The organism is Pseudomonas sp. P4_B3 (assembly GCF_056402295.1).
Genome location: NZ_JBFUHR010000004.1, coordinates 118,477 through 144,134, shown reverse-complemented (window position 1 = coordinate 144,134; position 25,658 = coordinate 118,477). Strand labels below are relative to the sequence as shown.

The following is a 25,658-nucleotide window of genomic DNA, read 5'->3' as shown; positions in this document are numbered from 1 at the left end:
CCCAACGCAGAGTTCGCTCACGCGAATGCATCAACTGAATATGCGCAATGGGAATGCCCTCCATCGCATCTACTGGTGTAATCCAGCTTTCTGACTCCAGATGGATTGGCGGGTATTTTTTTATCCAGGCAAACTTCCCCACCAAACATTTCAGCTATCCTAGGGGTGAGCTGAACACGCCTTAGTAATTTGAAGCTAAACGGACAATTGCATCGCGACTGCCTGCTTGCTCTCGAAGTAAAAACTTCTGGATTTTCCCAGTCGCAGTTTTTGGCAACTCCGTAAAGATCACTCTGCGAGGGCATTTGAATCGAGCAAGACGGGCCTGGCAGAACACAATTATTTCTGCCTCGGTGGGAGGTTCAATACCACTTTTTAGTTCGACAAACGCGCAAGGAACTTCCCCCCATTTGTCATCAGGCTGAGCGACGACTGCGGCATGTAAAACAGCAGGATGACAATGGATGGTTTCTTCGATCTCTACGGACGAGATATTCTCCCCTCCTGAAATAATGACATCCTTGCAACGGTCGGTAATTTGTACATAACCGTTGGGGTGCACAACTGCTACATCACCAGTATGAAACCAGCCGCCTTCAAAGGCTTTTCGGGTTGCGCCTTCATTCTTCAGATAACCCATCATCACGGTGTTGCCCTTGAGCAGCAGCTCACCAGTTGTTTGGCCGTCTTTTGGTACTGGCTGCATAGTTTCGGAGTCAGCGACCATCAAGCCTTCGAAGGCTGCCGCACGAGCCCCTTGGCGTACACGGAAAGCGCCTTGCTCACTCGGTGTTAAATCGTCCCAGCCGTCTTGCCATACGCAGCTAATCGGGGTGCCGGAAACTTCAGTAATCCCATAAACGTGGTCAACGTCGAAGCCTCGTGAGACTACGGCGTTGAGTACGGTGGCCGGAGGTGGGGAACCAGCAGTCAGCACTCGAACCGGAGTTTTAAGCGGAGGACGGTCTGCGGCGTTCGCAATCATGGCCATAACAATAGGCGCCGCACAGAAGTGGTCGACACCATAGTTATCTATCGACTCAAACACCGTCTCTGCGGAAACTTTTCTCAGGCACACGTGCGTGCCGGCCGCCGCAGTGATAGCCCACGCAAAACACCATCCGTTAGCGTGGAACATAGGTAGTGTCCACAGGTAACGAGGAGCCCGAGAAAGCGGCCAGTTAGTCATCTGCAGCATACTCATGAGGTATGTGCCGCGATGACTGGCGACGACACCCTTTGGATCGCCGGTTGTACCTGAGGTGTAGTTGAGCGCTATCGGCTGCCACTCGTCACTGGGCCATACGCCCTCGAAATCAGGATTACCGCTGCCGATGAACGTTTCGTAATCGATGTCTCCAATGCTTTTGCAAATGGGCGCCAGGTGATCATTGATGTCGATGACCATAGGGCGGTGCTCAAGGAGTCCAAGAGCGGCATCAGCCAGTGCAGCAAACTCTCGATCCACCAAGAGGAGCTTGCATTCCCCATGACGAAGTATGAATGCCACTCCTTCAGCATCCAGGCGGTAGTTAACTGTATTCAGTACCGCGCCGCAGAGGGGTATCCCAAAATGCGCCTCGAGCATGGCAGGGGTATTGGGGGACAGAATTGAAACGGTGTCTCCCGAACCCATGCCTTTTTCGGAAAGTGCTGAGGCTAGGCGATAGCACCGTTCGCGAGTTTCACTCCAGGTTCTGCGTAGTTCACCATGAACTACAGCTATCCGATCCGGGTGCACAAGTGCTGCGCGATCTAGAAAACCAAGTGGAGTCAGGGGCAAATAGTTTGCCTTGCAGTGATCAAGCCCATTCTCATAAGCACCAGGTTTCATGGTGTTGTCTCCTTATTATTGTGATGAAAAGTGGAAAACGCGCTCACCGGCTCCCGATCAGTAACCAAGGTGTTCTCAATACTGGTCTCGTCGGCGTATCCAAGACTCATTCCGCAAACCAGCATCTGGTCAGCGGAGATAGCAAGGACCTCCGAAATAACGTGGTGATATTTCAAAAAGGCTGCTTGTGGGCAGGTGTGCAACTTCCTTCCTCGCGCCGCAACCATCACGGCCTGCAGAAACATTCCGTAGTCAAGGAGACTCCCCTCCTTTAACACTCGATCAATGGTAAAGATCAAGCCGACTGGTGCATCAAAAAAATGGTAATTGCGACCGTGTTGCGCATGCATCCGCTGCTTGTCACCCTTTGCAATTCCCAGCAATCCATAGAGTTCCCAACCTACTTTCCTTCTCCGATCCACGTATGGCGAAGTCCATTCGCGTGGGTAATATTCGTATGCGTCTTCAAGGTTGTTGCTGAGTGACGGATTGTCGTCAATTTCCGCGATGGCGCATGAAAGCTGAGTCTTTGCTTCTCCAGTGACAACATGGACGCGCCAAGGCTGCATGTTCACTCCCGTTGCGCAGAATCGAGCGATATCAAGGATCGATTCAATTTCTTCGCGTGGCACAGGAGTGGGCAAAAAAGCCCGAATGCTGCGTCGTGAAGCTATCGCCCAATCAACCGTTTGGCTAAGCAGTTCAGACGATACTGGCGGTTGGGATAAGCGATTCATTTTCATGCGTTAGAGTCCACGGATTCAGTTACAGGCGGAGGCATCACGGTATTAGCTAGACAGGGCTGGGGCCTTTCTGACTTGAGTAGAGTCTGCGCGCGACTGGTTAATCATGGTGACTGCGGCAGCGCCAATAAGACCAGCAAGGCTGATAGCCATGAAGTTTTTCTCAAGCGGAAGGTTTAGTGATACCAGCCAGCCGATGAGGATAGGTGCGACGATAGCGCCAATTCTTCCTACACCAGACGCGAAGCCAACGCCGGTTGAACGAATCGATGACGGGTAGAAATCCCCAGCGTACGCATATGCCAACAGCTGGGTACCAAGAGTCGATGCCCCGACAGTGAACACCACTGGAAATAGCAAAGTTGTTGAGCGCGTATAACCCAAAATTGTTAGAGCAATTGCTCCTACGATATAAAAGCAGACCAGTACGTGTTTGATGTTTAGCTTGTCGCTCAACCATCCTCCGCCAATTGCACCGGCGATGGCCCCCACATTGAAAACAATCACAAAGTTCAACGCGGAGCCAAGACTGAACCCAGCCATCGCCATAAGCTTGGTCAACCAGGAGTTAAGGGCGTACACCATGAAGAGGCCGGTCATGAACGCAGCCCAAATCATTACGGTGCTAAAGCCTCGACCATCCTGGAACAAGTTACGAACTGGCGCTTCCTGGTTTTCCAATACTGTGGCGTTTCCGGTCATCACAGTGTTTTCGTCGATAATGAGCGCAGGGTCTATCTTGCGAGCGATAGCCCGTAGCTCATCCTGACGTCCGGTTTTAAGCAGGTAGCCTATGGACTCAGGCATGGTCTTCAGGATCATAGGAATCAGAAGCACTGGCAGCAGCGCTACGTAAAACACCCACTGCCATCCATGACTCTCAATGAGTTGCTTGCCAGTGAGTGCAACCAAAATACCGCCCACGGAGTACCCCGCGAAAACGAGGGTCACCAGGCGAGTACGGAATTTGAGTGGAGAAAATTCACCCATCTGAGCGGTACAAATTGGCAGTACTCCGCCGATGCCAAGGCCCGCGATGAAGCGAGAAATGCTGAAGCTAATCGGGTCACTGGTGAGACCAGCCCCAGCAGTGAAAATACTGAACAAGGCCACACAGATTGCGATCATCCTGGGACGCCCAATACGGTCAGCTAGCGTTCCAAGAAATATCGCTCCGAGCATCGTTCCGAAGAGCGCAGAACCAGCCATGATGCCGGCGCTGGTTGGATCAATGTTCATGTCCTTCATGATCGCCGGAAGGGCTGCACCGACTACAGCGAGGTCATAGCCATCGATTATCAGAATGAGGACACACCAAAATAGAATGAGCCCATGGAAGCGAGTGAACTTCGATTCAACCGCAAGTGCATAAACGTTTACCGGCTGCATATCGCGTCTCCTTCGATCTTGTTTTTGTTTGTGAAGTGCCAGGCACCCGGTCTTGGAGGCATATCGAGGGGGGACGCACCGGTTGAAGACTCGGTGGTCTGCTTGAGATGCGACGCTTGGGCTACCTGCGTCGCATCGTAGGAGTTGGGGTTGCTGCGGCCTATGCCCTACGACATCGTTCTGCTTGACCGATTTGGACACCCATAGCAGGCCAGAAACGACCAATATGATCTTGGGGAAGAGATTTCCATCGGCATTTTGGCGGGTGAAACGAGTTGCAGATCTCAGTACGTAATCTAGCGGGGGAAGTAGTTCTTTTGTTCCGGAAGAAAGGCTTTTAGCTTTCGCCCGGTTCTTCAGCATTGGAGCGGCGATATGCGCCAGGGCTCACTCCCGTCCACTTCTTGAAGGCACGGTGAAATGCACTGCTTTCTTGGAAGCCTGTGCGAGCAGCTACTTCGGTTACTGTCATATTTGGCTGGCACAGCAGGTTTATCGCCATGTCGCGGCGCAGATTGTCTTTCAAACGCTGATAGCTCACCCCCTCGGCTTGGAGCCTTCGCTGAAGCGTCGAATATGACATGCCGAGCACTTTTGCCACCTTATCCAGCTCTGGCCATTCCTCTGGATTCAGGTCTCTCAATCTCATTCGGATTTGGGCGCTGATGCTGTCCTCGTTACGATATTTTACCAACAGACTAGCAGGCGACTCTTTCAAGAACGTCGATAGGCTCGCCTTGTTTTGCACGACCTTGAGGCTTAGAAAAATACGGTCAAAACGAATCATCGTAACTGGAGCGCCAAACTGAATTTCTTCACAAAAGCGCATCCGATAGTCGCTATCGTCGAGCGGTCGATTCGGTCTAAAGCAGAGTTCCTTTATCGGAATGCGTCTGTTGCCCAGCCAGCAGAGCAATCCATGTACCAAGATCAGCCATGTTCCGTAGCTAAAGAGGCGGCGCTCAATTCCTTTGTCATGGATAACGATGACGGCGGAGTCGTCTTCAAGCCTCAGCTCACCGTGAATATCGTCCAATACGAGGCGTAGAAATTTCAGAATCCGCCGCAACGCTTGCTCTAACGACTCGCAGTCAATCGAAGCCTGGCACATCAATCGGAAGCTACCTCGTCGCATTGGATGGCTATCGATTCCGAAAAACTCATCGTCGAGTAGATCTGAAAGAGCGACCCACAGGCGAGAAAATGCAGCCGCCGAAACCCTGGCCTGGGGAGAAGTGAGGAGTTCCGGATCTATACGCGCTTGCTGCAATGCGATGGATGTGTCCAGTTGGCGTCGCAATGCGCCATCGAGGGCTTCATGCACCAATCCAATCGAAGTAGTTCCCTTGTCCTGGATGAGCATGCTTATTCCTCTGCGCAGTTGAAATCTGACTTTATGCTGATTCTCAAATCTCTTCGGCAGGTCTCTGCTTTGAGCAACCTGACGAGCCTGAATTATTTATCTACGTTCCAGCTTCACAGCATTGCATGTCAACCCGAAGGTTTTGTTAGCAGGGAGCCCATTTGCAACCCCTCCTTCTAGCCCTCGATGCCTGGCCTCGATTATCCAAAGCATTCAACCAAGCTGAGGCGTTTGAGCATTGTCGGGGCCACTGATCACCGACAATATCCGTTTAAGAATCTCCAGCGTGGCTTACACCTGAAGTAAACCGGCGGCCGGCTATGCGGCACTGCCAATTTGTGAGGAAACATCATGCGCATCGAAAACTCAGTCTTCCTGATTACTGGCGCAGGTTCTGGACTCGGGCTGGCTTCGGCGCGTGAGTTGGTGGACCGGGGTGCAAACGTGGTGCTGGTCGATGTGAACGAAGCCGCTGGTGTAGCTCGCGCTGACGAGCTAGGAAAACGTGCGATTTTCGTGCGAGCAGACATCACCAGTGAAAGTGATTGCCGTACAACAATTGCCTCTGCAGTAGGCGTCTTTGGCGCGTTGCATGGGGTGATCAACTGCGCGGGGGTTGCTCCAGCCGAACGGGTTTTAGGCCGTAATGGCGCACATGGGCTTGAGAGTTTTCGCCGAACTATCGAGATCAATTTGATCGGTAGCTTCAATGTGGTTCGCCTTGCTGCTGAGGCTATGGCGGGAGGAGAGCCAAATGAAGAAGGTGAGCGCGGCGTAGTCATAAATACGGCCTCTGTCGCAGCCTTTGACGGTCAGATGGGCCAAGCCGCATACGCCGCGTCCAAAGGTGGAGTTGCTGCCATGACATTGCCATTGGCACGCGACCTGGCTCGTTCAGGCATCCGTGTTATGTGCATTGCACCCGGAATATTTGAGACCCCGATGATGGCGGGTATGCCTCAGGACGTGCAGGCATCATTGGCAGCCAATGTGCCGTTCCCTCCACGGCTGGGACGGCCCTCCGAGTACGCAGCGCTGGCAGCGCACATCATCGAAAACGCCATGCTCAATGGCGAGGTGATTCGTTTGGATGGTGCTTTGAGAATGGCCGCGAAATAGATCGAGCTAAAGGTCTGTAATCGGGCACAAGCCCCCCAACATGAACAGAGGATTCAGTTATGAGCCATACCGACCCTATCGTCATTGTCAGTGCTGCCCGAACTCCGTTAGGAGGCTTTCTTGGGAACTTCAAGGAAGTCACCGCCGCGCAGCTGGGTGCGGTTGCAATTCGTGCCGCCGTGGAACGAGCCAGCCTGCAGCCCAGTAACATTAGCGAGGTCATCATGGGATGCGTGCTACAAGCGGGGCAAGGCCAGGCTCCGGCTCGCCAAGCTGCCCTGTTGGCGAATCTTCCGGAGCAAGTGGTGTGCTCAACAGTCAACAAGATGTGCGGCTCTGGCATGAAAGCGCTGATGTTCGGCCACGACCTTCTCCATGCCGGGAGCGCGGAGGTGGTGGTTGCTGGAGGTATGGAAAGCATGTCAAACGCTCCCTACCTGTTGGAGCGAGCTCGCTCAGGCTATCGAATGGGCCACAGCAAGATCATTGATCATATGTTTCTCGATGGGTTGGAAGATGCCTACGAGAAAGGCCGGCTCATGGGCACATACGCCGAAGACTGTGCTCAGAGTTATGGATTCACTCGAGACCAGCAGGATGAGTTTGCGATCAGCTCGTTGACCCGAGCTCAGAAGGCAATCACCGAAGGGCGTTTCCAGGACGAGATTGTCCCTGTGCTGGCTTCGTCTGGCCGTGAGACGGTTTCGATTGAAAGCGATGAACAGCCGGGTAAGGCCCGGATCGACAAAATTCCTACGTTGAAACCTGCGTTTCGCGAAGGCGGGACGGTGACTGCGGCAAACTCCAGTTCTATTTCGGATGGCTCGGCTGCCCTCGTGCTGATGCGCTTGTCTGAAGCCGAGCGTAGAGGCCTTACACCGTTGGCCCGGATAGCAGGTCATGCATCCTATGCGCACGCTCCCGGCCTCTTTGCCTCCGCTCCGGTCGGTGCGATTAAACGCTTGCTAGAGCGAACCAACTGGTCAATGCAGGATGTTGATCTCTTTGAGATCAATGAGGCCTTTGCCGTGGTGCCCATGGTTGTTATCCGAGACTTGAACGTCGGACATGAGCAATTAAATGTCCACGGTGGGGCATGCGCTTTGGGGCACCCGATTGGCGCGTCAGGCGCGCGTGTTGTTGTTACGTTGGTAAATGCCTTGAGGCAGAACACGCTAAAGCGTGGCATCGCTTCTGTTTGCATTGGTGGCGGCGAGTCGACCGCGATTGCTATCGAACTCCTCTCATAGAGGAGCGTTGACTGGCTGTAACAAGTCTCCCGCTGCGCCTCGGAAATCTTTTTTTGCGCAAAGAATTTGTCTGTGAACTACCGGCCCCTAAAAGTTGATCATGTCGAAGGGGCTGGCTTGATCTCGCTTAACCGCCCAGACGCGCTGAATGCGATCCACGCAACGCCTGGCCAGAAAGAAGGGATGCGAGCATTTGTGGAGAAACGCGCAGCTAAGTTTTGAGCGTCAGTGTCGCGAGTTTAACGCTGCAGAACCCAGGAGATACCGTGGCAGAGAAAGAACTGTATTGGGAAGACCTCACCCCAGGTAGAACTTGGACAGCCAAGCAATCAGTTCCTATCACAACGGAACAAATTATCGCCTTTGCTGCCGAGTACGATCCTCTCGATATTCATATAGATCCTGACCTTGCCCGTTCGAGTCCGCTTGGGGTGCACTGTGCCAGCGGGGTACAAACCTTCGGTATCTCGCAGCGGTTGATGTGTGATGCCCTACTGCTTCAATCAAATGTCGTGGCGGGTGGGAAGATCGATGGTTTCAGGATGGTTGCTCCAGTAGTGCCAGGAGACATTCTCAAGCTCTCAGCTCAAGTCGTTCGATCACTCATCCACGCGGGAAACCATGAACGAGGGTGGGTTGTGTTTAAAGTCGACGTCGCTACGACGGGGGGAAAAACCGTCCTTGTTTATGAGGTGACAGTATTGATACTACGCAGGAGCGGTCAGGGTGGGTCTGTACCTGGAAGCGTTGGCCAGCATTGATACTCGTGTGGCCCTCTTTTGGCCGGAAGCGCATGGTAGCGCCAGCCAGGCGTTACTCAAGAGACCCAGGAGATGCTTGATCTCTGCGCCGAGAAGAACACCCGCCTCTCTCGAATGAGATACAAGGAGGCCCTTATCGGGCCTTTTTTGTACTCAAACCAAACTCACTTGGTCAGCCAAGACTCGACGGTGTCGGAGCCATATGTCGCTTTCCACTCTTTCAAGGTTCGGTGATCCCCGTCCATTGTCTCAACGACAACATCTCTCGCAACACCTTCAATGCCCGGCCAAATGTTCAAGATCTGCCAGAAAGCGTCCATCTATGCGTTCCCCTGCGGCTCACTGACTGGCGACAACGGCAATGACGCAATTATCTCAGCGTGGCAAACCTCGAGTATTTCATCAGCCAGAGAAGAATCATCTGGGCAGGCGCGCGACAACATGACTGCACCGATTGCATGCGCCAGCATGTCGATCATTTTTGCCCGTACCCCATCCTGCGGCGCGTCTTGCCTGGCCTTGTACTTTTCTTCGAGCGCTGCCAGCGTGCTTTCTACCCCGCTGGCAAAGGTGGCCTTCAACTCATCTGATTGACGCGCAGCGTCTCCACAAAGGGCCGCCATGGTGCAACCACTGCCCCTGCCGTCTCGGTGATCCCTCGACACATACAGATCGATGAACTCAGCAACCTCGAGACCTTCGGAACTGGTCAGCGAATGCGAAAGGCTGTTCGCTGCCGCTTCAGCCATCAAATCGGCCTTGGAGCCGAAGTGCTTGTAGAAACCGCCTTGCGTAAATCCGGCTGCTGCCATGAGTTCAGCCACCCCCACGCCATCGTAGCCACGCTCGCGAAACAGCTCTGAAGCCGTCTCAACGATGTGAGCTCTATTGGCGAGTGATTGCGCCTTGGTGATCTTCATTTCCTGCGCCTCTGCATCTCAAAGCAATGCCTCCATCATACTCTGATGTCGATCATAATCAAAAGCATTGACAGTTTTGAGCATGATCGACATCATAAATGCGCCAACGCGAATCTTCCCTGGCACGGCGCATGTCGCCTTTCATTAATCAACGAGTATGGAAACGATATGAACGATAAGACGTTATTTGAGCCGTACACGCTCGGCTCGCTGACACTTTCCAACAGAATCGTGATGGCTCCGCTGACGCGTAACCGTGCGGCAGAAGGCCTCGTCCCGAGCGAGTTCGCTGCAACCTATTACAGCCAGAGAGCCTCTACAGGCCTGTTGATCTCCGAAGCCTCGCAGATCTCGCAGCAGGGACAGGGCTACCAGGACACGCCCGGTATCTACACGCAGGCGCAGATTGATGGCTGGCGTAAGGTCACCGATGCCGTCCACGCAAAAGGCGGACGAATTTTCCTGCAACTGTGGCATGTCGGACGTGTATCGCACGTTGACCTGCAGGAGAACGGTGCCGCTCCGGTAGCACCCTCCGCTCTGCGTCCTGCGACCAAGGTGTTCGTCAATAATAGCTTCGTGGACGTTTCAGAGCCGCGAGCGCTTGATATCAGCGAGCTTCCCGGGATCGTTAATGATTTTCGCCAAGCGGCGGCAAATGCCATCGCTGCGGGATTCGATGGCGTAGAGATCCACGGCGCAAACGGCTATTTGCTGGATCAGTTCGTCAAGGACGGTGCCAATATCCGCACCGATGCCTACGGTGGCTCGATTGAAAACCGCGCTCGCCTACTGCTGGAAGTGACGGCGGCGGTAGTAGCCGAGGTCGGTGCCGGACGCACAGGCATCCGTATATCGCCAGTTTCGCCAGCCAATGGTGTCTCCAGCAGCGAACCGCAGGCCCAGTTTGACTACATTGTCGACCAACTCGATGCCTTGGGCATTGTGTACCTCCATGTGGTCGAAGGCGCGACTGGCGGGCCGCGCGATGTTGCGCCCTTCGACTTTGGTTCTTTGCGCCAACGCTTCAAAAACACTTACATCGCGAACAATGGCTACGACGTGAATCTGGCCACCTCTCAACTCAACGATGACAAGGCTGACTTGATCGCCTTTGGACGTCCCTTCATAGGTAACCCGGACTTGGTGGAGCGCCTTAAAACCGCTGCCTCTTTGTCGACATTCGATCCTGCGACCCTGTATGGCGGCGGTGCAGAAGGCTACATCGACTACCCAACCCTTGCCGAGTCCAGTACCCGGCACGGCTAAGAATCACGTCCGTGCACGTCCTCCGGACACCGCGCACGATTCGCCTATCGATATCCGAAACCGAGGATCAATTCATGAGCATCCCTACCACCGTTCTCATTACCGGCGCCTCCACTGGCATCGGCGCCACCTATGCCGAGCGCTTTGCACAGCGCGGGCACGACCTCGTACTGGTTGCCCGCGACAAAGGGCGGCTGGATGCTCTTGCAGCCCGGCTGCGTGAGAAACACAACATCACCATTGATGTTCTCCAGGCTGACCTGACCCAAATCAGCGATTTGACTACGGTCGAGGCTCGCCTGCGCGACGACGCCAGTATCGGCATCCTGGTGAACAATGCAGGCGCCGCACAATCCGGCAGCTTTATCGAACAATCCACCGACAGCGTTGCTCAGTTGGTTACGCTCAACACTACCGCACTGGTACGGCTTGCCAGCGCCATCGCCCCACGCCTGGCCCTAGCCGGGGACGGAGCGATTATCAACATAGGCTCGGTCGTTGGCCTGGCACCGGAGTTCGGGATGACGGTCTACGGCGCGACCAAGGCGTTTGTACTGTTTCTCTCTCAAGGTATGAGCCTGGAGCTGACGCCCAAAGGCGTCTACGTGCAAGCCGTTCTGCCGGCAGCCACTCGCACCGAAATCTGGGAGCGAGCGGGCGTCGATATCAATACCCTCAGTGACATCATGGAAGTGGGTGATCTGGTCGATGCGGCGCTGGTCGGTTTTGATCGTCGCGAGCCCGTGACCATTCCACCCTTGCAGGACGCCGCACGTTGGGATGCCTTGCAGGGTGCACGTCAGGGCTTGCTGTCGCAGATCAGGCAATCCGATGTCGCCGAGCGTTATCAAGCCAAGGCGTAATCATCGTGCAGCAGGCGCTGGTGCGCAGCACTCGATTTAAAAGCGCCTGCAACACAGTCTCACTTGCAGCTTTTCGACCCGCATCACGGGGCCAACATGAATATTCAAGACACAAAACTTCATCCCGGATCGCGCACGCCGTTCGTCAATGCAGCGAACCAATGGATCAAGGTCGAAGGAACAGCGTTCGCTTACCGTGACATAGGCCCCAAGGGTGAGTTGCCGCTCGTTCTGCTTAACCATTGGGGCGCAGTGCTGGACAACTTCGACCCACGGATCATGGATGGGCTCGCAAGCACCAGACGCATCATCGCCACTGACTATCGGGGAATCGGCGCCTCAGATGGCACCGCCCCTGCGACGGTCAGCGAAATGGCAAACGATGCCATCGCTGTGATTCGTGCACTGGGGTTTAAAAAGGTCGACCTGCTGGGTTTTTCACTCGGAGGATTCGTGGCCCAGGAAATTGCTCTGAGCGCCCCTGACCTGGTGCGCAGACTGATTCTGACCGGTACGGGGCCTGCTGGCGGTAGTGACATCGACAAGGTCTGGTCAGTGTCATGGCCATTGATGCTTAAAGGTTTGCTGACGTTGCGCGATCCGAAGACCTACCTATTCTTCACCTCTACGGTCAATGGCCGGCGAGCCGCCAAGGATTTTCTGAATCGCCTGAAGGAGCGCAGGAAAGATCGAGACAAAAATCCAACGCCAATCGCTTTTTGGCGGCAGTTGAAAGCCATTCACGCATGGGGCAGACAACCCCCACAAAATCTCAGTCGCATACAGATACCGACGCTGATCGCGAACGGAGACAACGACATCATGGTGCCCACGATGAACTCTACCGACTTGGCAAACCGGATCCCGAATTCACAACTGATCATTTACGAAGACGCAGGGCATGGCGGAATTTTCCAACATCATGCCGACTTCGTGGCGAAAGCAACGGCATTCCTGGATGCCTGAGCGTGTTCTGCCATTCCCCTTTGAAACTATGAGAGTTGAATCAACATGAAGGCATTTCTAATCGAGCGTTACGGCAAGAATAATGGCCGTTTCGCCGAGGTGCCCGCACCTGAGGTGGGTGCACATGACGTCCTGGTTCAAGTGCATGCCACAAGCGTCAACGTGCTTGATTCAAAGATCAGTACAGGCGAATTCAAACTGATCTTGCCGTACTCATTCCCGTTGATATTGGGCAATGACCTGGCTGGGGTGGTGGTTGGCGTGGGCTCAGCTGTGCGGCGCTTCAAGCCAGGTGACGAAGTCTACGCGCGCCCTCCTCAAGAGCGCATAGGCACTTTCGCCGAGCTTATTGCGGTGGAAGAAAATGCACTCGCGTTGAAACCCGAAAATATCAGCATGGAAGAAGCTGCCTCCCTCCCCCTGGTCGCTCTGACGGCCTGGCAGGTGTTGGTTGAAACCGCCAGGTTGCAAAAAGGGCAGAAGGTCTTTATTCACGCCGGTTCCGGCGGTGTTGGCACCATCGCCATCCAGCTCGCCAAGCATCTGGGCGCCTTCGTTGCGACAACCACCAGCACAAACAATGTTGAATGGGTTAAAGCGCTGGGAGCGGACGTCGTCATCGACTACAAGAAGCGAAACTTCGAAAGCGTTTTGCAGGACTACGATGTCGTATTGAACAGCTTGGGCGCGGATGAACTGGAAAAGTCGCTCAGCATTTTGAAGCCTGGTGGCCAGCTCATTTCCATCTCGGGGCCGCCGACGCCGCAATTCGCTGAAGAGCAAAAACTGTTCTGGGGATTGGGTTGGGTGATGCGTTTGTTGAGCAGCGGTATCCGCAGAAAAGCTCGCAAGAAGGATGTCAGCTATGCGTTCGTTTTTATGCGCGCGAGCGGTGCTCAACTGGGTGAAATCACTGCTCTCGTCGAGTCCGGCATTATCAAACCGGTGGTCGACCGATCCTTCCCTTTCGAGTCAACAGCGGATGCTTTGAGCTATGTCGAACAAGGACGATCCAAAGGTAAGGTAATCATTAAGCTCACGGGAAGTTCGCTATCGCCAGGAGTATTGCCGACGGCGCAAACGGGCTGAAAACCGAGCAAAAAAGGGCCCTTCTCTGGCCCTTTTGTACTCAATCCAAATTCACTTGGTCAGCCAGGACTCGACGGTCGCGAAGCCGTATTCTGCTTTCCATTTTTCAAGCAGGGGTAGCCTGGAGTCACAGTCCAGTCGTTACGCACATGTCCTCTCAAACGCCTTCAATGCATGCTCGCATTTGAACCCGGTGACTCCACTGGGTAGATCAATCGAGGCTCAATTGTTGGCGTATCTATCTCAAGAGGAGCCAGCGCGACTGGAAGCTTGAAGCGTCGTCGGCCCGACTGACCCACGTAGACTGCAGTGCCGACGAAACAATCCTGACCAGATATCAATCCAACTGATGCCGAAAAGGTAAGTCCGGCCCGTTTTTACCGCAGGTCAGGGCCGCGGCGCTGACGGCAAAGTCGAGCATTGCGTCGATCTGTTCACGGCCCAAGCGTTGCAAGCCCTCCACCGAATCCAGCTGCTGCTCGGTCAGCCAAGCGATCAATGCCGCCTGGAAGGTATCGCCGGCGCCCACGGTATCGACCATCACCACGGCACGGGCCGGCACCGACCAAGTGCCATGGCGGCGGCTGAAAACTGTCGCGCCCTGACCGCCACGGGTGAGGAATACCAGTTGGCAGCGGTGTTCCAGCCAGCCCTCGATCACGCTCTGCGGATCACGCTCGGGGTAGAGTAGGTTCAGGTCTTCGTCACTGACCTTGATCAGATCGGCATGTTCGACCAGAGCGCCGATACGTTCGCGCCACAATTCGATATTCGGCTCTGGGTTGAGTCGCACATTGGGGTCAAGACTGATCAGGCGTTTGCCACTTTCCTGGCAGACCAGAGCCAGCAGGGTATCGGCAATCGGCTGCACCACCAACGAGAACGAGCCGATATGCAGCCCTCGCACCTCAGCGCCCAACTCAGGCAAATGCCCCGGCAACAGCTGACGATCAGCGCAGCCTTCGCCGCGAAAGCTGTAATGCGGCGAGCCATCGGCACCAACGGCGACCATGGCAAGGGTGGTCGGTGCGTCGAAGTCCTGAAGGTAGTCCAGGCGCACGCCCTCCTCCTGCAATACTTGCTGTAAACGCCGGCCCAGGTAGTCGGTGGACAACCCGGCAAACAGCGCCACGTCGATACCCAGGCGCCGCAGCCCGACGGCGACGTTGAACGGTGAACCGCCGGCAATGGCCTTGTAGTTTATTTTTGAAGCTTGAGCTCCGGGGTCGTTTTCACTAAAAAAATCGAACAGCGCTTCGCCACATACCAGATACATAGTCGTTTGCTCTTTAAAAGTTCGCTACAGGTTGTTGATAGCGTCAATAGGCCTGTTGATAGGCAGCCACGCTAGCTGCGACACTCTCGCTCAAGGAGAAGAAGTGGGTTCTTCATCTGTGATCGTGAAGTCAGCTCTACTGCTGGCCGAAATCACAAGTTCGGCATTCGGAAGGTCGTTGCAACGAACTTTTTCATAGGAAGTAGACTCATCGAACCCGAATGATCGCCATCGATCAAGCAGTCGCGTCTCCAGGGTTTTACGGTCAACCTGCAGCATAATGGTGGTGTCAAAACAGTCCCTTAAGGACGACCATGGGGCAAGATTCAATAGAAGGTAGTTTCCTTCTACGATGAGATATTTCACGTCAGAGGAAACCAATCGTCCTGCGGCACGGGATATCTCCAGGTTACGATCGAATACTGGAACGGCAACCGTTGGTTCGTTGTTCGCACGAAGCCGCAGCAGCAGACTCCTGAAGCCACCCACATCGAATGTATCGGGGGAACCCTTACGATCTAAAAGGTTCAAGGATCCAAGAACCGCGTCATCATAGTGAAAGCCATCCCCGGGAATGACCGCTGCACTCCCCGGCATAATACTATTAAGGGCCTCTACCAAGGCCTCAGAGACGGTGGACTTGCCTGCACCAGGCGGCCCCGCTAGCGCAACGACAATTCGATTACCAGACAGAGACGTGACGTAGTCAAGTAGCTCTATGCTTACTATTGTGTTTGCGTTGGAAAACATGCCAGGTTTCTCGTCAGCAAGCGTTGCTCAGCCCCCCATACCGAGATACGTGAAGCTTGAACAATACTCATGGATACATAATGACAACAGGATCAGCAAACCTCTAAGAGGCCAATGACTGTTCGGCTACTGCGAGTACCTCGCAGCAGCCATTACCCGCATTCCAGATGTGGCTAGATACCCCTATGCCACCTGACTAAGCCGCATATGAGTCATTGGTCAGCTTGCCAGCCTTTGTACTCCATAACATTAGTTCGGGTTACAAGTGAGGGTTGAAGCAGTACCGTTGTGTTTTCCAAGGATTTGCCATTCAGCAGGTCGTTACCCATCGTTACGGCCTGTTGTGCCTGGCCCCAAGGGGACTGAGAAGCAGAAGCCTGGATCTGTGTATCGCTTTTGAGTGCTGTCTCTATATCGGGAGCCCCATCTACCGATGCGATAATGATGCCTTTACGCTTGAGTTGTTTTGCTGCCAGGTCTGCACCTATGGCTTGGGGATCATTGATAGCGAACACCGCATCGATTTTTGCAAAGCGAGTCAGGTCGCCTTGCATCACGCTGTAGCCACCTTCTCGCGAGCCTTTGGCATCCTGATTATCAGACAGTACCTTAATGTCAGGTGCCTGTGCGAAAACACTCTTACACCCATTGACACGATCCAGGACTGCTGAAGTCTGCGTACCATTCTGGATAATAACGTTACCCTTGCCACCAATCTGCTCGGCAATGTACTGACAGACTATCTTGCCGGCTTCAACGTTATCTGTCTGTACCGTGGCGTTGGCACCCTGCACCATGACATCAACCCCCACAACCACTATGCCGGCCTTTCTGGCTTTGGCAATCGCAGGTGCAATCGCTACAGGGTCGACGGCATTGACAAGAATCAGGTTTACGCCCGCCGAAATGAAGTTATCGATCTGGGTGAACTGCTTGTTTAGATCGTAGTCGGCCGAAACTGAGGTGAATTTTGCGGCGGGGTTGATCTGCAATGCCTGCGCTTTGGCGCCATTTACCATCGCTACGAAATACGGATTTCCCAGCGAGCCAACGGTTATCCCGACGGATTTCAATTCTTGCGCTTGAGCGGTATTAAATGCCAGGAGTGCACAAGCAGCGGCCAATATTGTTTTTTTCATGAGCACAGTCTCTTATTGTTGGAGTATTAGAGGAGTTTTATAGAGTTCAGGTTCGTGCGCCGGTCTGCCGAAAACGATCGAGTGCTACCGCCCCGATGATGACGACACCCTTGATGATGTATTGCCAGATATCCGAAACGCCCAGCAATATCAGACCGTTGGAAAGTGTCGCGATGATTAGGGCGCCAATCAGCGTGCCGACGATGGTGCCGACGCCGCCGGTGAAACGTGTGCCACCCAGGATGACGGCGGCGATAGCGTCGAGTTCATAGGACTGGCCCATTTGCAGACCGTTGGCCGCCATCAAACGAGCGGAAGTCATGATGGCCCCCACACCTGCCAGCAAACCGGATATGGCGTAAACGAAGAGCAGGACTTTCCAGACCTTGATTCCCGATAACCGCGCGGCCTCAGGATTGCCACCCACTGCGTAAATCTGTACGCCTAAAACCGTCCGACGAAGAATGAGCCACGAAAGAGTCACCACTACCAGCGCGATGACAACCAGCCATGGCACCCCGAACAACGTATCGTTTCCAATGAAGGCAAATGACAAGTCGGGGTTGAACACCGTTTTGTCTTCGCCGATGAGGCGTGCGATCCCACGCATCGCCGTCAATCCGCCCAGTGTGACTATAAACGCAGGCAGCTTGCCAAAAGCGACCAATACGCCATTGACGAGCCCGAACAACAGGCCGATTCCAAGCCCCGCAGGGATGGCCAGAGAGGACAATCCGGGAACTTGCGATACCAACAGTGCCACTACCGCGGAAACAGCCAGGATCGAACCCACTGAAAGGTCGATGCCCCCGGTCAAAATCACGAAAGTCAGGCCGGATGCCAATACCACATTGATAGAGGCTTGTTGGCTGATGATCGAGAAGTTCTGCGCCGAGAAAAAGCTGTCGCTCATCAGGCTGAAGCCCACACACAGGAGCAACAATACGGGGAGCATGCCCGCTACCCTCATCAGTTGGCGCATTTTTTCCTGTGCGCCAGGTCCGGCAATGTTCCGCGCATTGGGTGTGATGAAGTCACTTGCTACTTTGCGTTGCAGTGGGGAAGTCATTGAACTAAGTCTCCGTTGGCTAGAGTCAAGCTGTCGCTGCCAGTGGCAAACGCGATAATGGTTTCGGGTGTGATATCAACACCGCTGCGGYCACCGAGTTCGGCGACAAGTTTCCCTTCACACATGACCAATACACGGTCAGCGATTCCAACAATCTCTGGCAGTTCACTTGAAATCATCACGACACAAACGCCGGAGGCGGCCAATGCATTGATTATTTTATATATCTCTGTTTTGGCTCCAATATCGACACCCGAGGTGGGTTCGTCCAAGAACAGCACTTTGGGCTTCATCTCAAGCAGACGAGCCAGCAAAACCTTTTGTTGGTTGCCTCCAGACAGCGCGCCGACATTGATGTCTGGAGATGCTTTGATATTGAGTGCCTGAATGGCTTGTTCGGTCCGTCCGGTTCCAGCCGTCCGGTCCACAAAACCCGTCAAAGAAGCATCATTTCCCAATACACAAACATTGATATTGTCGTGGACACTCATATCGAGAAAGAGGCCCAAGGCTTTACGGTCTTCTGTCAGATAGGCGATACCTGCATTGCCTGCATCGCGAGGGGAGCGTATGGCTACAACTTCGCCGTCCAGTTCAATGTGTCCACCCGAGTATGCATCGACACCTGCAATTAATCGGGCAAGTTCTGTTCTCCCTGAGCCCACCAGCCCTGCAATCCCGAGAATTTCGCCGGCATACAGATCGAAACTGCAATCTCGAATTTTTAAACCATCAGTAAGGTGGCGGACACGTAGTACCGGTTGCTCGTAAGAACACGTAGCACGCTCATGGGCATAGAAACCGGAAACATCGCGCCCCACCATCATCCGGACCAGGGTTTCAGCCGATAGCGTGCCACGGTCCAGCGAACCCACGTAACGACCGTCTCGGAGCACCGAAACAAAATCGGACAATGCGTATATCTCAGCCATTCGATGGCTGATATAGATGATCGCGACGCCATCATCACGTAACTGGCGAATCAACGTAAATAGACTTTCAGTCTCTTTTGAAGACAGCGGCGTTGTAGGCTCATCCATCACCAGGATTCGCGTATCGGCATGAATTGCACGGGCGATTTCAACAAGTTGTTGGTCGGCGATCGACAATGTACCGACCAGCGCGTGCGGATCAAATGTGACGCCAAGTCGCTTTAGTACAACCTGCGCGCCTTCGGTCATTGCCTTGTGGTTTACAACCCCACATCGACGAATTTCCCTACCCAGGTAGATGTTCTCGACCACGCTCATATTCGCGCACAAGCTGAGTTCTTGATAGATAACTGAAATGCCATGGCGCTTCGCATCGTTCACGCCATAGTTTCGAATATCACATCCATCGATTCGGATCGTGCCACTGTCGGCTATATAGGCCCCCGACAGAATTTTCATCAGAGTGGATTTTCCGGCGCCGTTTTCGCCCATTAGCGCGTGGATTTGTCCAGGAAAAATACTGAGATCGATGTCATGCAGGACGCGTACCCCATTGAATGACTTCGAGATGGCACGCATTTCCAATAGGGCAAGAGGTGGACTTTCAGATCCAGTGCTCAGCATAGCGGTTAACTCCTTATCTACCGATTTGAGAAGCAGTTGAAACCTCTCATCGGTGTTCTTGTTCGAGAAACATAGTCCAAAGGAAAGCGCTTGCGCAAGCGCTTTCCTTTCCGCCCGAAGGAAAGGTGAAAAGGTTAGGAAAGCGCTTGCGCAAGCGATTTCGTCTCGGCTATGCTTTTTTCAACAGCGTCCCTGCGTGCCATTAACGGTTCGCCATGTGATCGCGACAATAATAAAAAAGGAGTGCCCGGCTATGCTGCATAGCGGATTCCACCATCTCGCCTCAGCCACTTCAGGTGCACAGCGCACCTCGCTGGGTCTCTCTCGAAATGACGGGCCCGTCCCGGCATCAATTCCTGGAGCCTCCGACACATTTTCTCGCTGTGAGCTTTACAATGGCTTACCGCTGGGCATGAGTTCAGCGCTATCCATGAAATCACGTGAGAAAGGAGTGGTGCACAGTGGGCGCAAAGATGAGTGATGTAGCGCGAGCCGCGAACGTATCAATGTCTACGGTATCCCACGTACTCAACGGTACTCGCAAAGTACATCCTGACACCGTCCGTAGCGTGAATCAGGCTGTAGAGTCCGTAGGCTATATTCGAAACTCGCTCGCTCGATCTCTGGCTCGCTCCTCTTCAGGTGCTATAGGGGTGGCGATTGCTACGCTGTCGAACTATTACTTCAGTGAAACAGTACGTGCCATCGAAGCGGCATGTGCGAAAAGCGGCTTGATGATGATTCTGGTCAATACGCAAAAAGATCCTGAACAAGAGCTTAAAGCGGTCAAAGCACTGCATGAGAGACGTGTTGACGGCATTGTACTCGCCTCGGAGCATGACCCAGAAAATAGAGTATTTAATTACTTGAAGGCCAACAAGATACCCACGGTTCTCATCGATCGACTTCTGTCGACGTCTTTCGATCAGGTGGGGGTAGAGAATAAGCAATCATCTCAAGAGTTGATTGCACACTTGATTAAACTTGGACACCGGCGTATCGGGATGGTATCCGGACGATTGAGTCAGTCTTCTTCTCACGAGCGAATTGAAGGTTACCGTGCGGCCTTGGTTGACGCAGGAATTCAGTACGAAGATCAATTAGTTTGCTGTGGTGAATCGGCGATTGCGCCGGCAATGGAAGCGACTCGCGGTCTACTGGCGCTAGAGCACCCGCCTACCGCAATAATGACCGCTAACAACTTGATGACCATTGGTGCAATGCAGGCCCTTCGTGAAGCCAGGCTTGAGGTGCCAAAGGACATCGCACTGGTCGGCTTTGACGACTTCGAATGGGCGGATGCTTTTAGCCCCCGACTGACAGTTATAGCGCAACCTCTCGAGGAGCTCGGAGCCCAGGCTGTGAAGCTTTTATTGAAGCGTATCAAGCAACCTGATGGGAGACGTCAGACTATTCGATTGAAACCCTCATTAATCCAGCGAGATTCTGGCGGCGTTCCCAAATGACTGTACTCAGGGATTTATCCTGAGGGTCTAGCGGTTGCAGGCGTGAATTATTTTACTTTTGTCCACGTCTCGCCGCCTAGATAACTTTTAAACTAAATGACCAGCATCTGGTTTCAATTTGTCGTGCACGCATATGTATGTTTGCTTTTTCACTTAAGCGACCGGCTTTCGGTTTTTTTTGAGCTTTCAATAATTTCGCCAAAGAGATAAGCGTCTATTTAGATCGCGATTAAAAATCGCTGACCTCGTGGAACGGAGTCCGATAGCCGATTGTAACAACAAACCGCAGAACCTGTTTCTGTCGGGGCGTCTCTGCATGTGCAGATTTACAAAACTCCCAAATTTGAATCGTTGATTGAGACGGCTGAAGCCGTATTGGCAAAGAGAGGCTGAGCATGAATAACTACAACAAAACGAATGATGTGACTGCATTGCCGGCATGGCGCAATCTGCTCGACCATCGGGAGAGCATGAAAAATTTTAGTATGCGCAATGCCTTTCAAGATGACAGTAAACGCTTTCAAGACTTCTCCTTGGCGGGCTGCGGGCTGTTTCTGGATTACTCCAAAAACCTGATCACTCACGAGACGCGCTCATTGCTGGTAAACCTTGCTCGCGAGGCTGGCGTGGAGCAGGCAGCGCATGCCATGTTCAGTGGAGAAAAAATCAACTGCTCCGAGGGGCGTCCTGTGCTGCATACCGCGCTGCGGCGACCAGTGGGGGAACCTTTGATGGTCGATGGCCGCAACTTGATGCGCGATGTGCATGGTGCTCTGGCGCAGATGACTGACGTTGTGAGTCGTATCCATAGCCATCTTTGGCGTGGTTACAACGATAAGGTCATCACTGATGTCGTAAACATTGGTATTGGTGGCTCATTTCTGGGCCCTGAGCTTGTCTCTGAAGCACTCGCGCCCTTCGCTCGGCATGGGGTGCGGTGCCATTACCTGGCTAACATCGACGGCAATGAATTCCGAGAGGTTACAGCCGATCTGAACGTAGAAACAACGCTGTTCATTATCTCAAGCAAAACCTTCGGTACTCTTGAAACGCTGAAGAACGCGCAAGCTTGTCGAAGCTGGTATCTGGCCAAGGGCGGGACGGAAGAGAAGCTGTATCGCCACTTCATTGCTGTGACAAGTAATCGTCAAGCTGCGCTGGATTTCGGCATCCGTGAAGCAAACATTTTTCCTATGTGGGACTGGGTCGGTGGCCGTTACTCACTATGGTCGGCAATTGGCCTGCCGATTGCTCTGGCCATTGGCATCGCTAACTTTAAGGAACTGCTGTCCGGCGCGTACGCTATGGATCAACATTTCCTGAATGAACCATTGGAACAGAACCTTCCCGTTCTTTTAGCGGTACTTGGCGTTTGGTATCACAACTTTTGGGGTGCGCAAAGCTATGCGTTCTTGCCCTATGACCATAACCTGCGCAACTTCGTGAAACATCTGCAGCAGATGGACATGGAGTCCAATGGCAAAAGTGTTCGTCATGACGGCACGTCAGTTTCCTACACCACTGGCCCAGTAATCTGGGGTGGCGTGGGATGTAACGGACAGCACGCTTACCACCAGTTGTTGCATCAAGGGACGCCTCTAATTCCAGCCGACTTCATTGTGCCTGTGGTCAGCCACAACCCAGTGGCTGATCATCAGGAATGGCTGTACGCCAATTGCTTGTCTCAAAGCCAAGCGCTGATGCGAGGCAAAACCCGCGCTGAAGCTGAGGCAGAGCTAAAAGCCAAAGGCCTTTCGTCCAGTGAGATTGAACGACTGGCGCCGCATAAGGTAATTCCCGGTAACCGGCCAAGCAATACAGTTGCTCTTGAGATCATCAATCCACATAGCCTTGGTGCGTTGATCGCCCTTTATGAACACAAGGTCTTTGTCCAGGGTGTAATTTGGGGAGTCAATTCGTTTGATCAATGGGGCGTGGAGTTGGGCAAGGAGCTAGGCAACAGCGTCTACAACCTTCTGACTCGCTATGACGCGGAACCGGCAGATGATTCCTCGACGCAGGGCCTTATAGATTTCTTCCGGGGACGTCATCGTGGTTAGAGCCTCATAAGATTGGGTGGGACTAATGCCTTCCAGTCTTGGAGAAAACGAATGCCATGTAGTCGTGCCTCCGCGCATGTATTCACTCCTGTTGTACTTCTGAGGCTACAGGGTGATCGATCGGCCCTGCACCGTGATTAAGGAAGTTTGGGCTTCCAGGTTCGCGGCCTGAAAATACATTCCAAAGGGTAAAACTTACGACGATCAACTAACTCATTGGTTAAGTAATAGCTTGCTTACCGTAGTCACTCCGCACTGGCACTGCCTGGGTTCTTCTCATGCTTTGGCTCAGGTAATACGGTGCGCTTTCTATTCGATTTAACCTATTTCCCATTCGGGAACTTGTGCGTGGAGCTAGCTGCGTACTTGGTTACAAAGCGTGCTGACTCGCGTTATCGACCTTGTCCAATAAATATAAAAAACAAAAGGTGTTATGAATGAACGTTAAAACTCTCAGTGCAGTTCTGGGTGTGTCCTTTGCTGTCGGCTTTCTGCCTGTTGACGCGTATTCAACAGACTTCAGTGGTTATTTCAGAACCGGAGTGGGGGATTCTACTCAAGGAGGGAAACAGTCGTGTTTTCAGCTACCGGGCGCGCAGTCCAAATATCGCCTTGGCAACGAATGTGAGCAGTACATGGAGCTGGATTTGCGCCAGGATCTGCTTTCACTGGACGACGGCTCAATGCTTAGCGTTGAAGGCATGGCACAGTTTTACAACGAGTATGGCCATGAACCAAAATTTGACGGAGAGCACGGCTATACGCGGATGAGCCAGCTCTACGCAGAGTGGAGCAAGATGCCGGCATTGAATGGCGGTTCTTTCTGGGCGGGCCGTCGTTACTACAATCGAAACGACATCAATATTTCCGACTACTTCTACTGGAACCAAAGCTCAACGGGCTTTGGGCTCGACCAGGTCGCCTTGGGAGATCTGAAATACAGCTACGTGTTCTCACGCAAGGACAACGTCTTCCAAAAGGATTTTGTTACCCGACATGATGTGACCGTCAGCGGATTCAACACAAATCCCGGTGGCGAGGTTCAGCTGGGTGTCAGTTATCTGGACAAGCCGAGCCGCGAGGATGCTCATCAGGGCTGGTCGGTGGTTGCCCAGCACAAGCAGGTCGCGTTCCTGGGCGGAGTCAACAAGTTCGCTGTTCAATACGGCCGAGGGCCGGGCACCGCATTGGGTTACACCGGTGATACCACGCTGGATGAGAGCAACAAGAGCTGGCGGCTCGTGGAGTTTTTCGATTGGCAATTGACTCATGCTTTCAGTGGTCAAGTTGAACTGGTCTATCAAAAAGACACGCGCCCTGATGGTGATGATCAGAACTGGTTATCCATTGGTGTTCGGCCAATTTATGCGTTCACGGATCAGTTCAAGCTGATCACCGAGGTTGGGCGCGACCAGGTTGAAGCCGCAGACGGTACCCGAAAACTCACTAAGTACACCATCGCGCCGACTTGGTCACCGAAGGGCCCGGGATTCTGGGACAGGCCGGAATTTCGTCTGTATTACACCTACGCTACCTGGAACAAGGCTGCGCAACGCGCCGCCAGCTTGCAATCTCCGGGATCGGCTCTGTCTGATACCGGTGCGTTTGGTACAGACCTGCAAGGCTCCAACGTAGGAGTTCAGATCGAGTATTGGTGGAAATAAACTCCCTTGTTGACGCCGATGCCGAATTGAACCACGTGCCGACGCAAGACCGACCCACCTCAAAATCAGCACAAATCCGGCACAGACAACGGTTTGTGAGGAATCAGACGGGGTCAGTGACATCTCGGCAACTGGGTGTATTCGGCATCGGCACCAACAACGCTGACCTCTCCACGGAGCAATCACGATGTCGAATGCAGACCTGCTCCCTTCCCTACTCTTCAAGATCAATCAAAACCAGCTAGCCCTCGAAGCCGCGATCATGGCGCTTACCCTTTGGGTCGAGCAGCGCAGTTCGGGTGAGGCTGGAGGCAATGTGCGCAGTGCGCAGGCAACGATCAGCACGAACGAAGAGTTGATCAACATGTCGTTAGCGGTGCTCACGACGCCAGAGTGATCCCACCAACGGTGCTGCTCAATGCATCATCTGATTGCTGAAACGGGTAGGCAGTTGCTCTCTCTGGATATCTGGTGTGGGTCAGTTGATACCCATCGTACTGCAACGGACGCTGTATTTCAGAACTCTTAAGGTTTGCTTAAGGACTTTAAATGTCGCCGGCGGACAGACTTTCCTGAACGATCAGGAGAGCCGCCATGAACCCGCAATCGGTGATATCAAACCATCCATGCACCCTGGTACGGCCGCTGGGTGCCCTGTCCGGCTGGCAGGAGCGCCGCGCCAAGGAGCTGATGCTGCGTGACATGGGCAGCTGCGTTCGCATCAGCGAGATTGCCGAACACTGCAACCTGTCCCGTAGCCATTTTTCCCGGGCGTTCAAAAAGGTTACCGGCCACTCGCCGCAAGGCTGGCTGGTGATGATGAAAATCGAAAAAGCCAAAAGCCTGCTGATCACCTCAATGCCGATCACCGATGTCGTCTATGAATGCGGTTTCGCAGACCACTCGCATTTCACCCGCACCTTCAGCCGCCTGGAAGGGATGACACCCAAGGCATGGCGCCGGGCCTTTGATCATGTAGCGAGCCACCCTGGCCAGTCACCAGTGATTGATCGGGACATACCCGACTGGAGAATTCACGATAGCCTGGTCGACGGCGTGGGACAGTCGCGCGCACAGGAGCTGCACGCGTGAACTGATCGAGGTCGACAAAA

22 protein-coding genes and 1 pseudogene are annotated in these 25,658 nt (G+C 53.5%); 12 read left to right on the top strand and 11 right to left on the bottom strand.

Features of this window, described 5'->3' with window-relative positions:
- Window positions 1-181: 181 nt before the first annotated feature.
- The 4 genes from AC1DWG_RS06085 to AC1DWG_RS06070 form a co-directional block, all read right to left on the bottom strand.
- Complete coding sequence (locus AC1DWG_RS06085; protein WP_477764312.1) at window positions 182-1,834, bottom strand: AMP-binding protein; 1,653 nt, start codon at window positions 1,832-1,834, stop codon at window positions 182-184.
- A complete protein-coding gene (locus AC1DWG_RS06080) occupies window positions 1,831-2,577 on the bottom strand; it encodes a nitroreductase (protein WP_477764313.1) in 747 nt (248 codons plus the stop codon). Before AC1DWG_RS06080 ends, AC1DWG_RS06085 begins: the two co-directional genes overlap by 4 nt.
- Before the next feature lie 45 nt (window positions 2,578-2,622).
- A complete protein-coding gene (locus AC1DWG_RS06075; protein ID WP_477764314.1) occupies window positions 2,623-3,966 on the bottom strand; it encodes an MFS transporter in 1,344 nt (447 codons plus the stop codon).
- Between the two features lie 337 nt (window positions 3,967-4,303).
- Window positions 4,304-5,329, bottom strand: a complete 1,026-nt coding sequence (locus tag AC1DWG_RS06070) for an AraC family transcriptional regulator (RefSeq protein ID WP_477764315.1) — start codon at window positions 5,327-5,329, stop codon at window positions 4,304-4,306.
- 351 nt (window positions 5,330-5,680) lie between these two features.
- Here AC1DWG_RS06070 and AC1DWG_RS06065 point away from each other — a divergent pair, with 351 nt between their 5' ends.
- The 3 genes from AC1DWG_RS06065 to AC1DWG_RS06055 all read left to right on the top strand — a co-directional run bounded on the left by AC1DWG_RS06065 (window position 5,681) and on the right by AC1DWG_RS06055 (window position 8,459).
- Window positions 5,681-6,448: a 3-hydroxyacyl-CoA dehydrogenase gene (locus AC1DWG_RS06065; protein WP_477787480.1), complete on the top strand. Its 768-nt coding sequence runs from the start codon at window positions 5,681-5,683 to the stop codon at window positions 6,446-6,448.
- A 59-nt stretch (window positions 6,449-6,507) separates the two neighbouring features.
- Window positions 6,508-7,698: an acetyl-CoA C-acyltransferase gene (locus AC1DWG_RS06060; RefSeq protein WP_477787479.1), complete on the top strand. Its 1,191-nt coding sequence runs from the start codon at window positions 6,508-6,510 to the stop codon at window positions 7,696-7,698.
- 266 nt (window positions 7,699-7,964) lie between these two features.
- Window positions 7,965-8,459 (top strand): MaoC/PaaZ C-terminal domain-containing protein, encoded by a 495-nt coding sequence (locus tag AC1DWG_RS06055; RefSeq protein WP_477760303.1) that lies wholly within the window; start codon window positions 7,965-7,967, stop codon window positions 8,457-8,459.
- A gap of 164 nt (window positions 8,460-8,623) precedes the next feature.
- Here the strand turns inward: AC1DWG_RS06055 and AC1DWG_RS06050 are convergent.
- A pseudogene (locus AC1DWG_RS06050) lies at window positions 8,624-8,716 on the bottom strand (transcriptional regulator); the annotation flags it as partial.
- A gap of 63 nt (window positions 8,717-8,779) precedes the next feature.
- Window positions 8,780-9,379: a TetR/AcrR family transcriptional regulator gene (locus AC1DWG_RS06045; protein ID WP_477787478.1), complete on the bottom strand. Its 600-nt coding sequence runs from the start codon at window positions 9,377-9,379 to the stop codon at window positions 8,780-8,782.
- Between the two features lie 168 nt (window positions 9,380-9,547).
- On the opposite strand from AC1DWG_RS06045, the gene AC1DWG_RS06040 reads away from it, so the two are divergent.
- From AC1DWG_RS06040 to AC1DWG_RS06025, 4 genes are all read left to right on the top strand, one after another.
- On the top strand, window positions 9,548-10,648 hold the full coding sequence (locus tag AC1DWG_RS06040) for an alkene reductase (RefSeq protein WP_477755571.1): 1,101 nt from the start codon (window positions 9,548-9,550) through the stop codon (window positions 10,646-10,648).
- 74 nt (window positions 10,649-10,722) lie between these two features.
- Complete coding sequence (locus AC1DWG_RS06035) at window positions 10,723-11,511, top strand: SDR family NAD(P)-dependent oxidoreductase (RefSeq protein WP_477764319.1); 789 nt, start codon at window positions 10,723-10,725, stop codon at window positions 11,509-11,511.
- Window positions 11,512-11,607: 96 nt separating this feature from the next.
- On the top strand, window positions 11,608-12,477 hold the full coding sequence (locus AC1DWG_RS06030; protein WP_477764320.1) for an alpha/beta fold hydrolase: 870 nt from the start codon (window positions 11,608-11,610) through the stop codon (window positions 12,475-12,477).
- Between the two features lie 45 nt (window positions 12,478-12,522).
- Window positions 12,523-13,566: an NADP-dependent oxidoreductase gene (locus tag AC1DWG_RS06025; RefSeq protein WP_477764321.1), complete on the top strand. Its 1,044-nt coding sequence runs from the start codon at window positions 12,523-12,525 to the stop codon at window positions 13,564-13,566.
- A gap of 337 nt (window positions 13,567-13,903) precedes the next feature.
- Here the strand turns inward: AC1DWG_RS06025 and AC1DWG_RS06020 are convergent, their stop codons facing one another.
- The 5 genes from AC1DWG_RS06020 to AC1DWG_RS06000 form a co-directional block, all read right to left on the bottom strand.
- Window positions 13,904-14,842 carry a carbohydrate kinase family protein gene (locus AC1DWG_RS06020; protein ID WP_477764322.1) on the bottom strand — a complete coding sequence of 313 codons (939 nt, stop codon included), beginning with the start codon at window positions 14,840-14,842 and terminating at the stop codon, window positions 13,904-13,906.
- A gap of 90 nt (window positions 14,843-14,932) precedes the next feature.
- Window positions 14,933-15,592 carry a nucleoside triphosphate hydrolase gene (locus AC1DWG_RS06015; protein ID WP_477764323.1) on the bottom strand — a complete coding sequence of 220 codons (660 nt, stop codon included), beginning with the start codon at window positions 15,590-15,592 and terminating at the stop codon, window positions 14,933-14,935.
- Between the two features lie 212 nt (window positions 15,593-15,804).
- Window positions 15,805-16,731 (bottom strand): ABC transporter substrate-binding protein, encoded by a 927-nt coding sequence (locus tag AC1DWG_RS06010; protein WP_477787477.1) that lies wholly within the window; start codon window positions 16,729-16,731, stop codon window positions 15,805-15,807.
- A gap of 46 nt (window positions 16,732-16,777) precedes the next feature.
- A complete protein-coding gene (locus AC1DWG_RS06005) occupies window positions 16,778-17,800 on the bottom strand; it encodes an ABC transporter permease subunit (protein WP_477764324.1) in 1,023 nt (340 codons plus the stop codon).
- On the bottom strand, window positions 17,797-19,356 hold the full coding sequence (locus AC1DWG_RS06000) for a sugar ABC transporter ATP-binding protein (RefSeq protein WP_477787476.1): 1,560 nt from the start codon (window positions 19,354-19,356) through the stop codon (window positions 17,797-17,799). Before AC1DWG_RS06000 ends, AC1DWG_RS06005 begins: the two co-directional genes overlap by 4 nt.
- Before the next feature lie 461 nt (window positions 19,357-19,817).
- Here AC1DWG_RS06000 and AC1DWG_RS05995 point away from each other — a divergent pair, with 461 nt between their 5' ends.
- From AC1DWG_RS05995 to AC1DWG_RS05975, 5 genes are all read left to right on the top strand, one after another.
- Window positions 19,818-20,822 (top strand): LacI family DNA-binding transcriptional regulator, encoded by a 1,005-nt coding sequence (locus AC1DWG_RS05995; RefSeq protein ID WP_477764326.1) that lies wholly within the window; start codon window positions 19,818-19,820, stop codon window positions 20,820-20,822.
- Between the two features lie 395 nt (window positions 20,823-21,217).
- On the top strand, window positions 21,218-22,882 hold the full coding sequence (pgi, locus tag AC1DWG_RS05990) for a glucose-6-phosphate isomerase (RefSeq protein ID WP_477764327.1): 1,665 nt from the start codon (window positions 21,218-21,220) through the stop codon (window positions 22,880-22,882).
- Between the two features lie 437 nt (window positions 22,883-23,319).
- Window positions 23,320-24,546, top strand: coding sequence for a carbohydrate porin (locus tag AC1DWG_RS05985; protein ID WP_477764328.1), 1,227 nt, complete (start codon window positions 23,320-23,322; stop codon window positions 24,544-24,546).
- Window positions 24,547-24,733: 187 nt separating this feature from the next.
- Window positions 24,734-24,943: a hypothetical protein gene (locus tag AC1DWG_RS05980; protein WP_477787475.1), complete on the top strand. Its 210-nt coding sequence runs from the start codon at window positions 24,734-24,736 to the stop codon at window positions 24,941-24,943.
- A 197-nt stretch (window positions 24,944-25,140) separates the two neighbouring features.
- Entirely contained in the window at window positions 25,141-25,638 is a 498-nt protein-coding gene (locus tag AC1DWG_RS05975) for a helix-turn-helix transcriptional regulator (RefSeq protein ID WP_477764330.1), read from the top strand.
- Window positions 25,639-25,658 lie beyond the last annotated feature (20 nt).

Excerpts from the sequence above, each read along its gene's own strand:
- AC1DWG_RS06020 (WP_477764322.1), bottom strand. The coding sequence starts at position 14,842 with ATGTATCTGGTATGTGGCGAAGCGCTGTTCGATTTTTTTAGTGAAAAC.
- AC1DWG_RS05985 (WP_477764328.1), top strand. The coding sequence starts at position 23,320 with ATGAACGTTAAAACTCTCAGTGCAGTTCTGGGTGTGTCCTTTGCTGTC.
- AC1DWG_RS06075 (WP_477764314.1), bottom strand. The coding sequence starts at position 3,966 with ATGCAGCCGGTAAACGTTTATGCACTTGCGGTTGAATCGAAGTTCACT.
- AC1DWG_RS05980 (WP_477787475.1), top strand. The coding sequence starts at position 24,734 with ATGTCGAATGCAGACCTGCTCCCTTCCCTACTCTTCAAGATCAATCAA.
- AC1DWG_RS06060 (WP_477787479.1), top strand. The coding sequence starts at position 6,508 with ATGAGCCATACCGACCCTATCGTCATTGTCAGTGCTGCCCGAACTCCG.
- AC1DWG_RS06005 (WP_477764324.1), bottom strand. The coding sequence starts at position 17,800 with ATGACTTCCCCACTGCAACGCAAAGTAGCAAGTGACTTCATCACACCC.
- AC1DWG_RS06070 (WP_477764315.1), bottom strand. The coding sequence starts at position 5,329 with ATGCTCATCCAGGACAAGGGAACTACTTCGATTGGATTGGTGCATGAA.
- AC1DWG_RS06035 (WP_477764319.1), top strand. The coding sequence starts at position 10,723 with ATGAGCATCCCTACCACCGTTCTCATTACCGGCGCCTCCACTGGCATC.
- AC1DWG_RS05975 (WP_477764330.1), top strand. The coding sequence starts at position 25,141 with ATGAACCCGCAATCGGTGATATCAAACCATCCATGCACCCTGGTACGG.
- AC1DWG_RS06015 (WP_477764323.1), bottom strand. The coding sequence starts at position 15,592 with ATGTTTTCCAACGCAAACACAATAGTAAGCATAGAGCTACTTGACTAC.
- AC1DWG_RS06010 (WP_477787477.1), bottom strand. The coding sequence starts at position 16,731 with ATGAAAAAAACAATATTGGCCGCTGCTTGTGCACTCCTGGCATTTAAT.
- pgi (WP_477764327.1), top strand. The coding sequence starts at position 21,218 with ATGAATAACTACAACAAAACGAATGATGTGACTGCATTGCCGGCATGG.
- AC1DWG_RS06040 (WP_477755571.1), top strand. The coding sequence starts at position 9,548 with ATGAACGATAAGACGTTATTTGAGCCGTACACGCTCGGCTCGCTGACA.
- AC1DWG_RS06030 (WP_477764320.1), top strand. The coding sequence starts at position 11,608 with ATGAATATTCAAGACACAAAACTTCATCCCGGATCGCGCACGCCGTTC.
- AC1DWG_RS06085 (WP_477764312.1), bottom strand. The coding sequence starts at position 1,834 with ATGAAACCTGGTGCTTATGAGAATGGGCTTGATCACTGCAAGGCAAAC.
- AC1DWG_RS06045 (WP_477787478.1), bottom strand. The coding sequence starts at position 9,379 with ATGAAGATCACCAAGGCGCAATCACTCGCCAATAGAGCTCACATCGTT.
- AC1DWG_RS06065 (WP_477787480.1), top strand. The coding sequence starts at position 5,681 with ATGCGCATCGAAAACTCAGTCTTCCTGATTACTGGCGCAGGTTCTGGA.
- AC1DWG_RS06025 (WP_477764321.1), top strand. The coding sequence starts at position 12,523 with ATGAAGGCATTTCTAATCGAGCGTTACGGCAAGAATAATGGCCGTTTC.
- AC1DWG_RS06080 (WP_477764313.1), bottom strand. The coding sequence starts at position 2,577 with ATGAAAATGAATCGCTTATCCCAACCGCCAGTATCGTCTGAACTGCTT.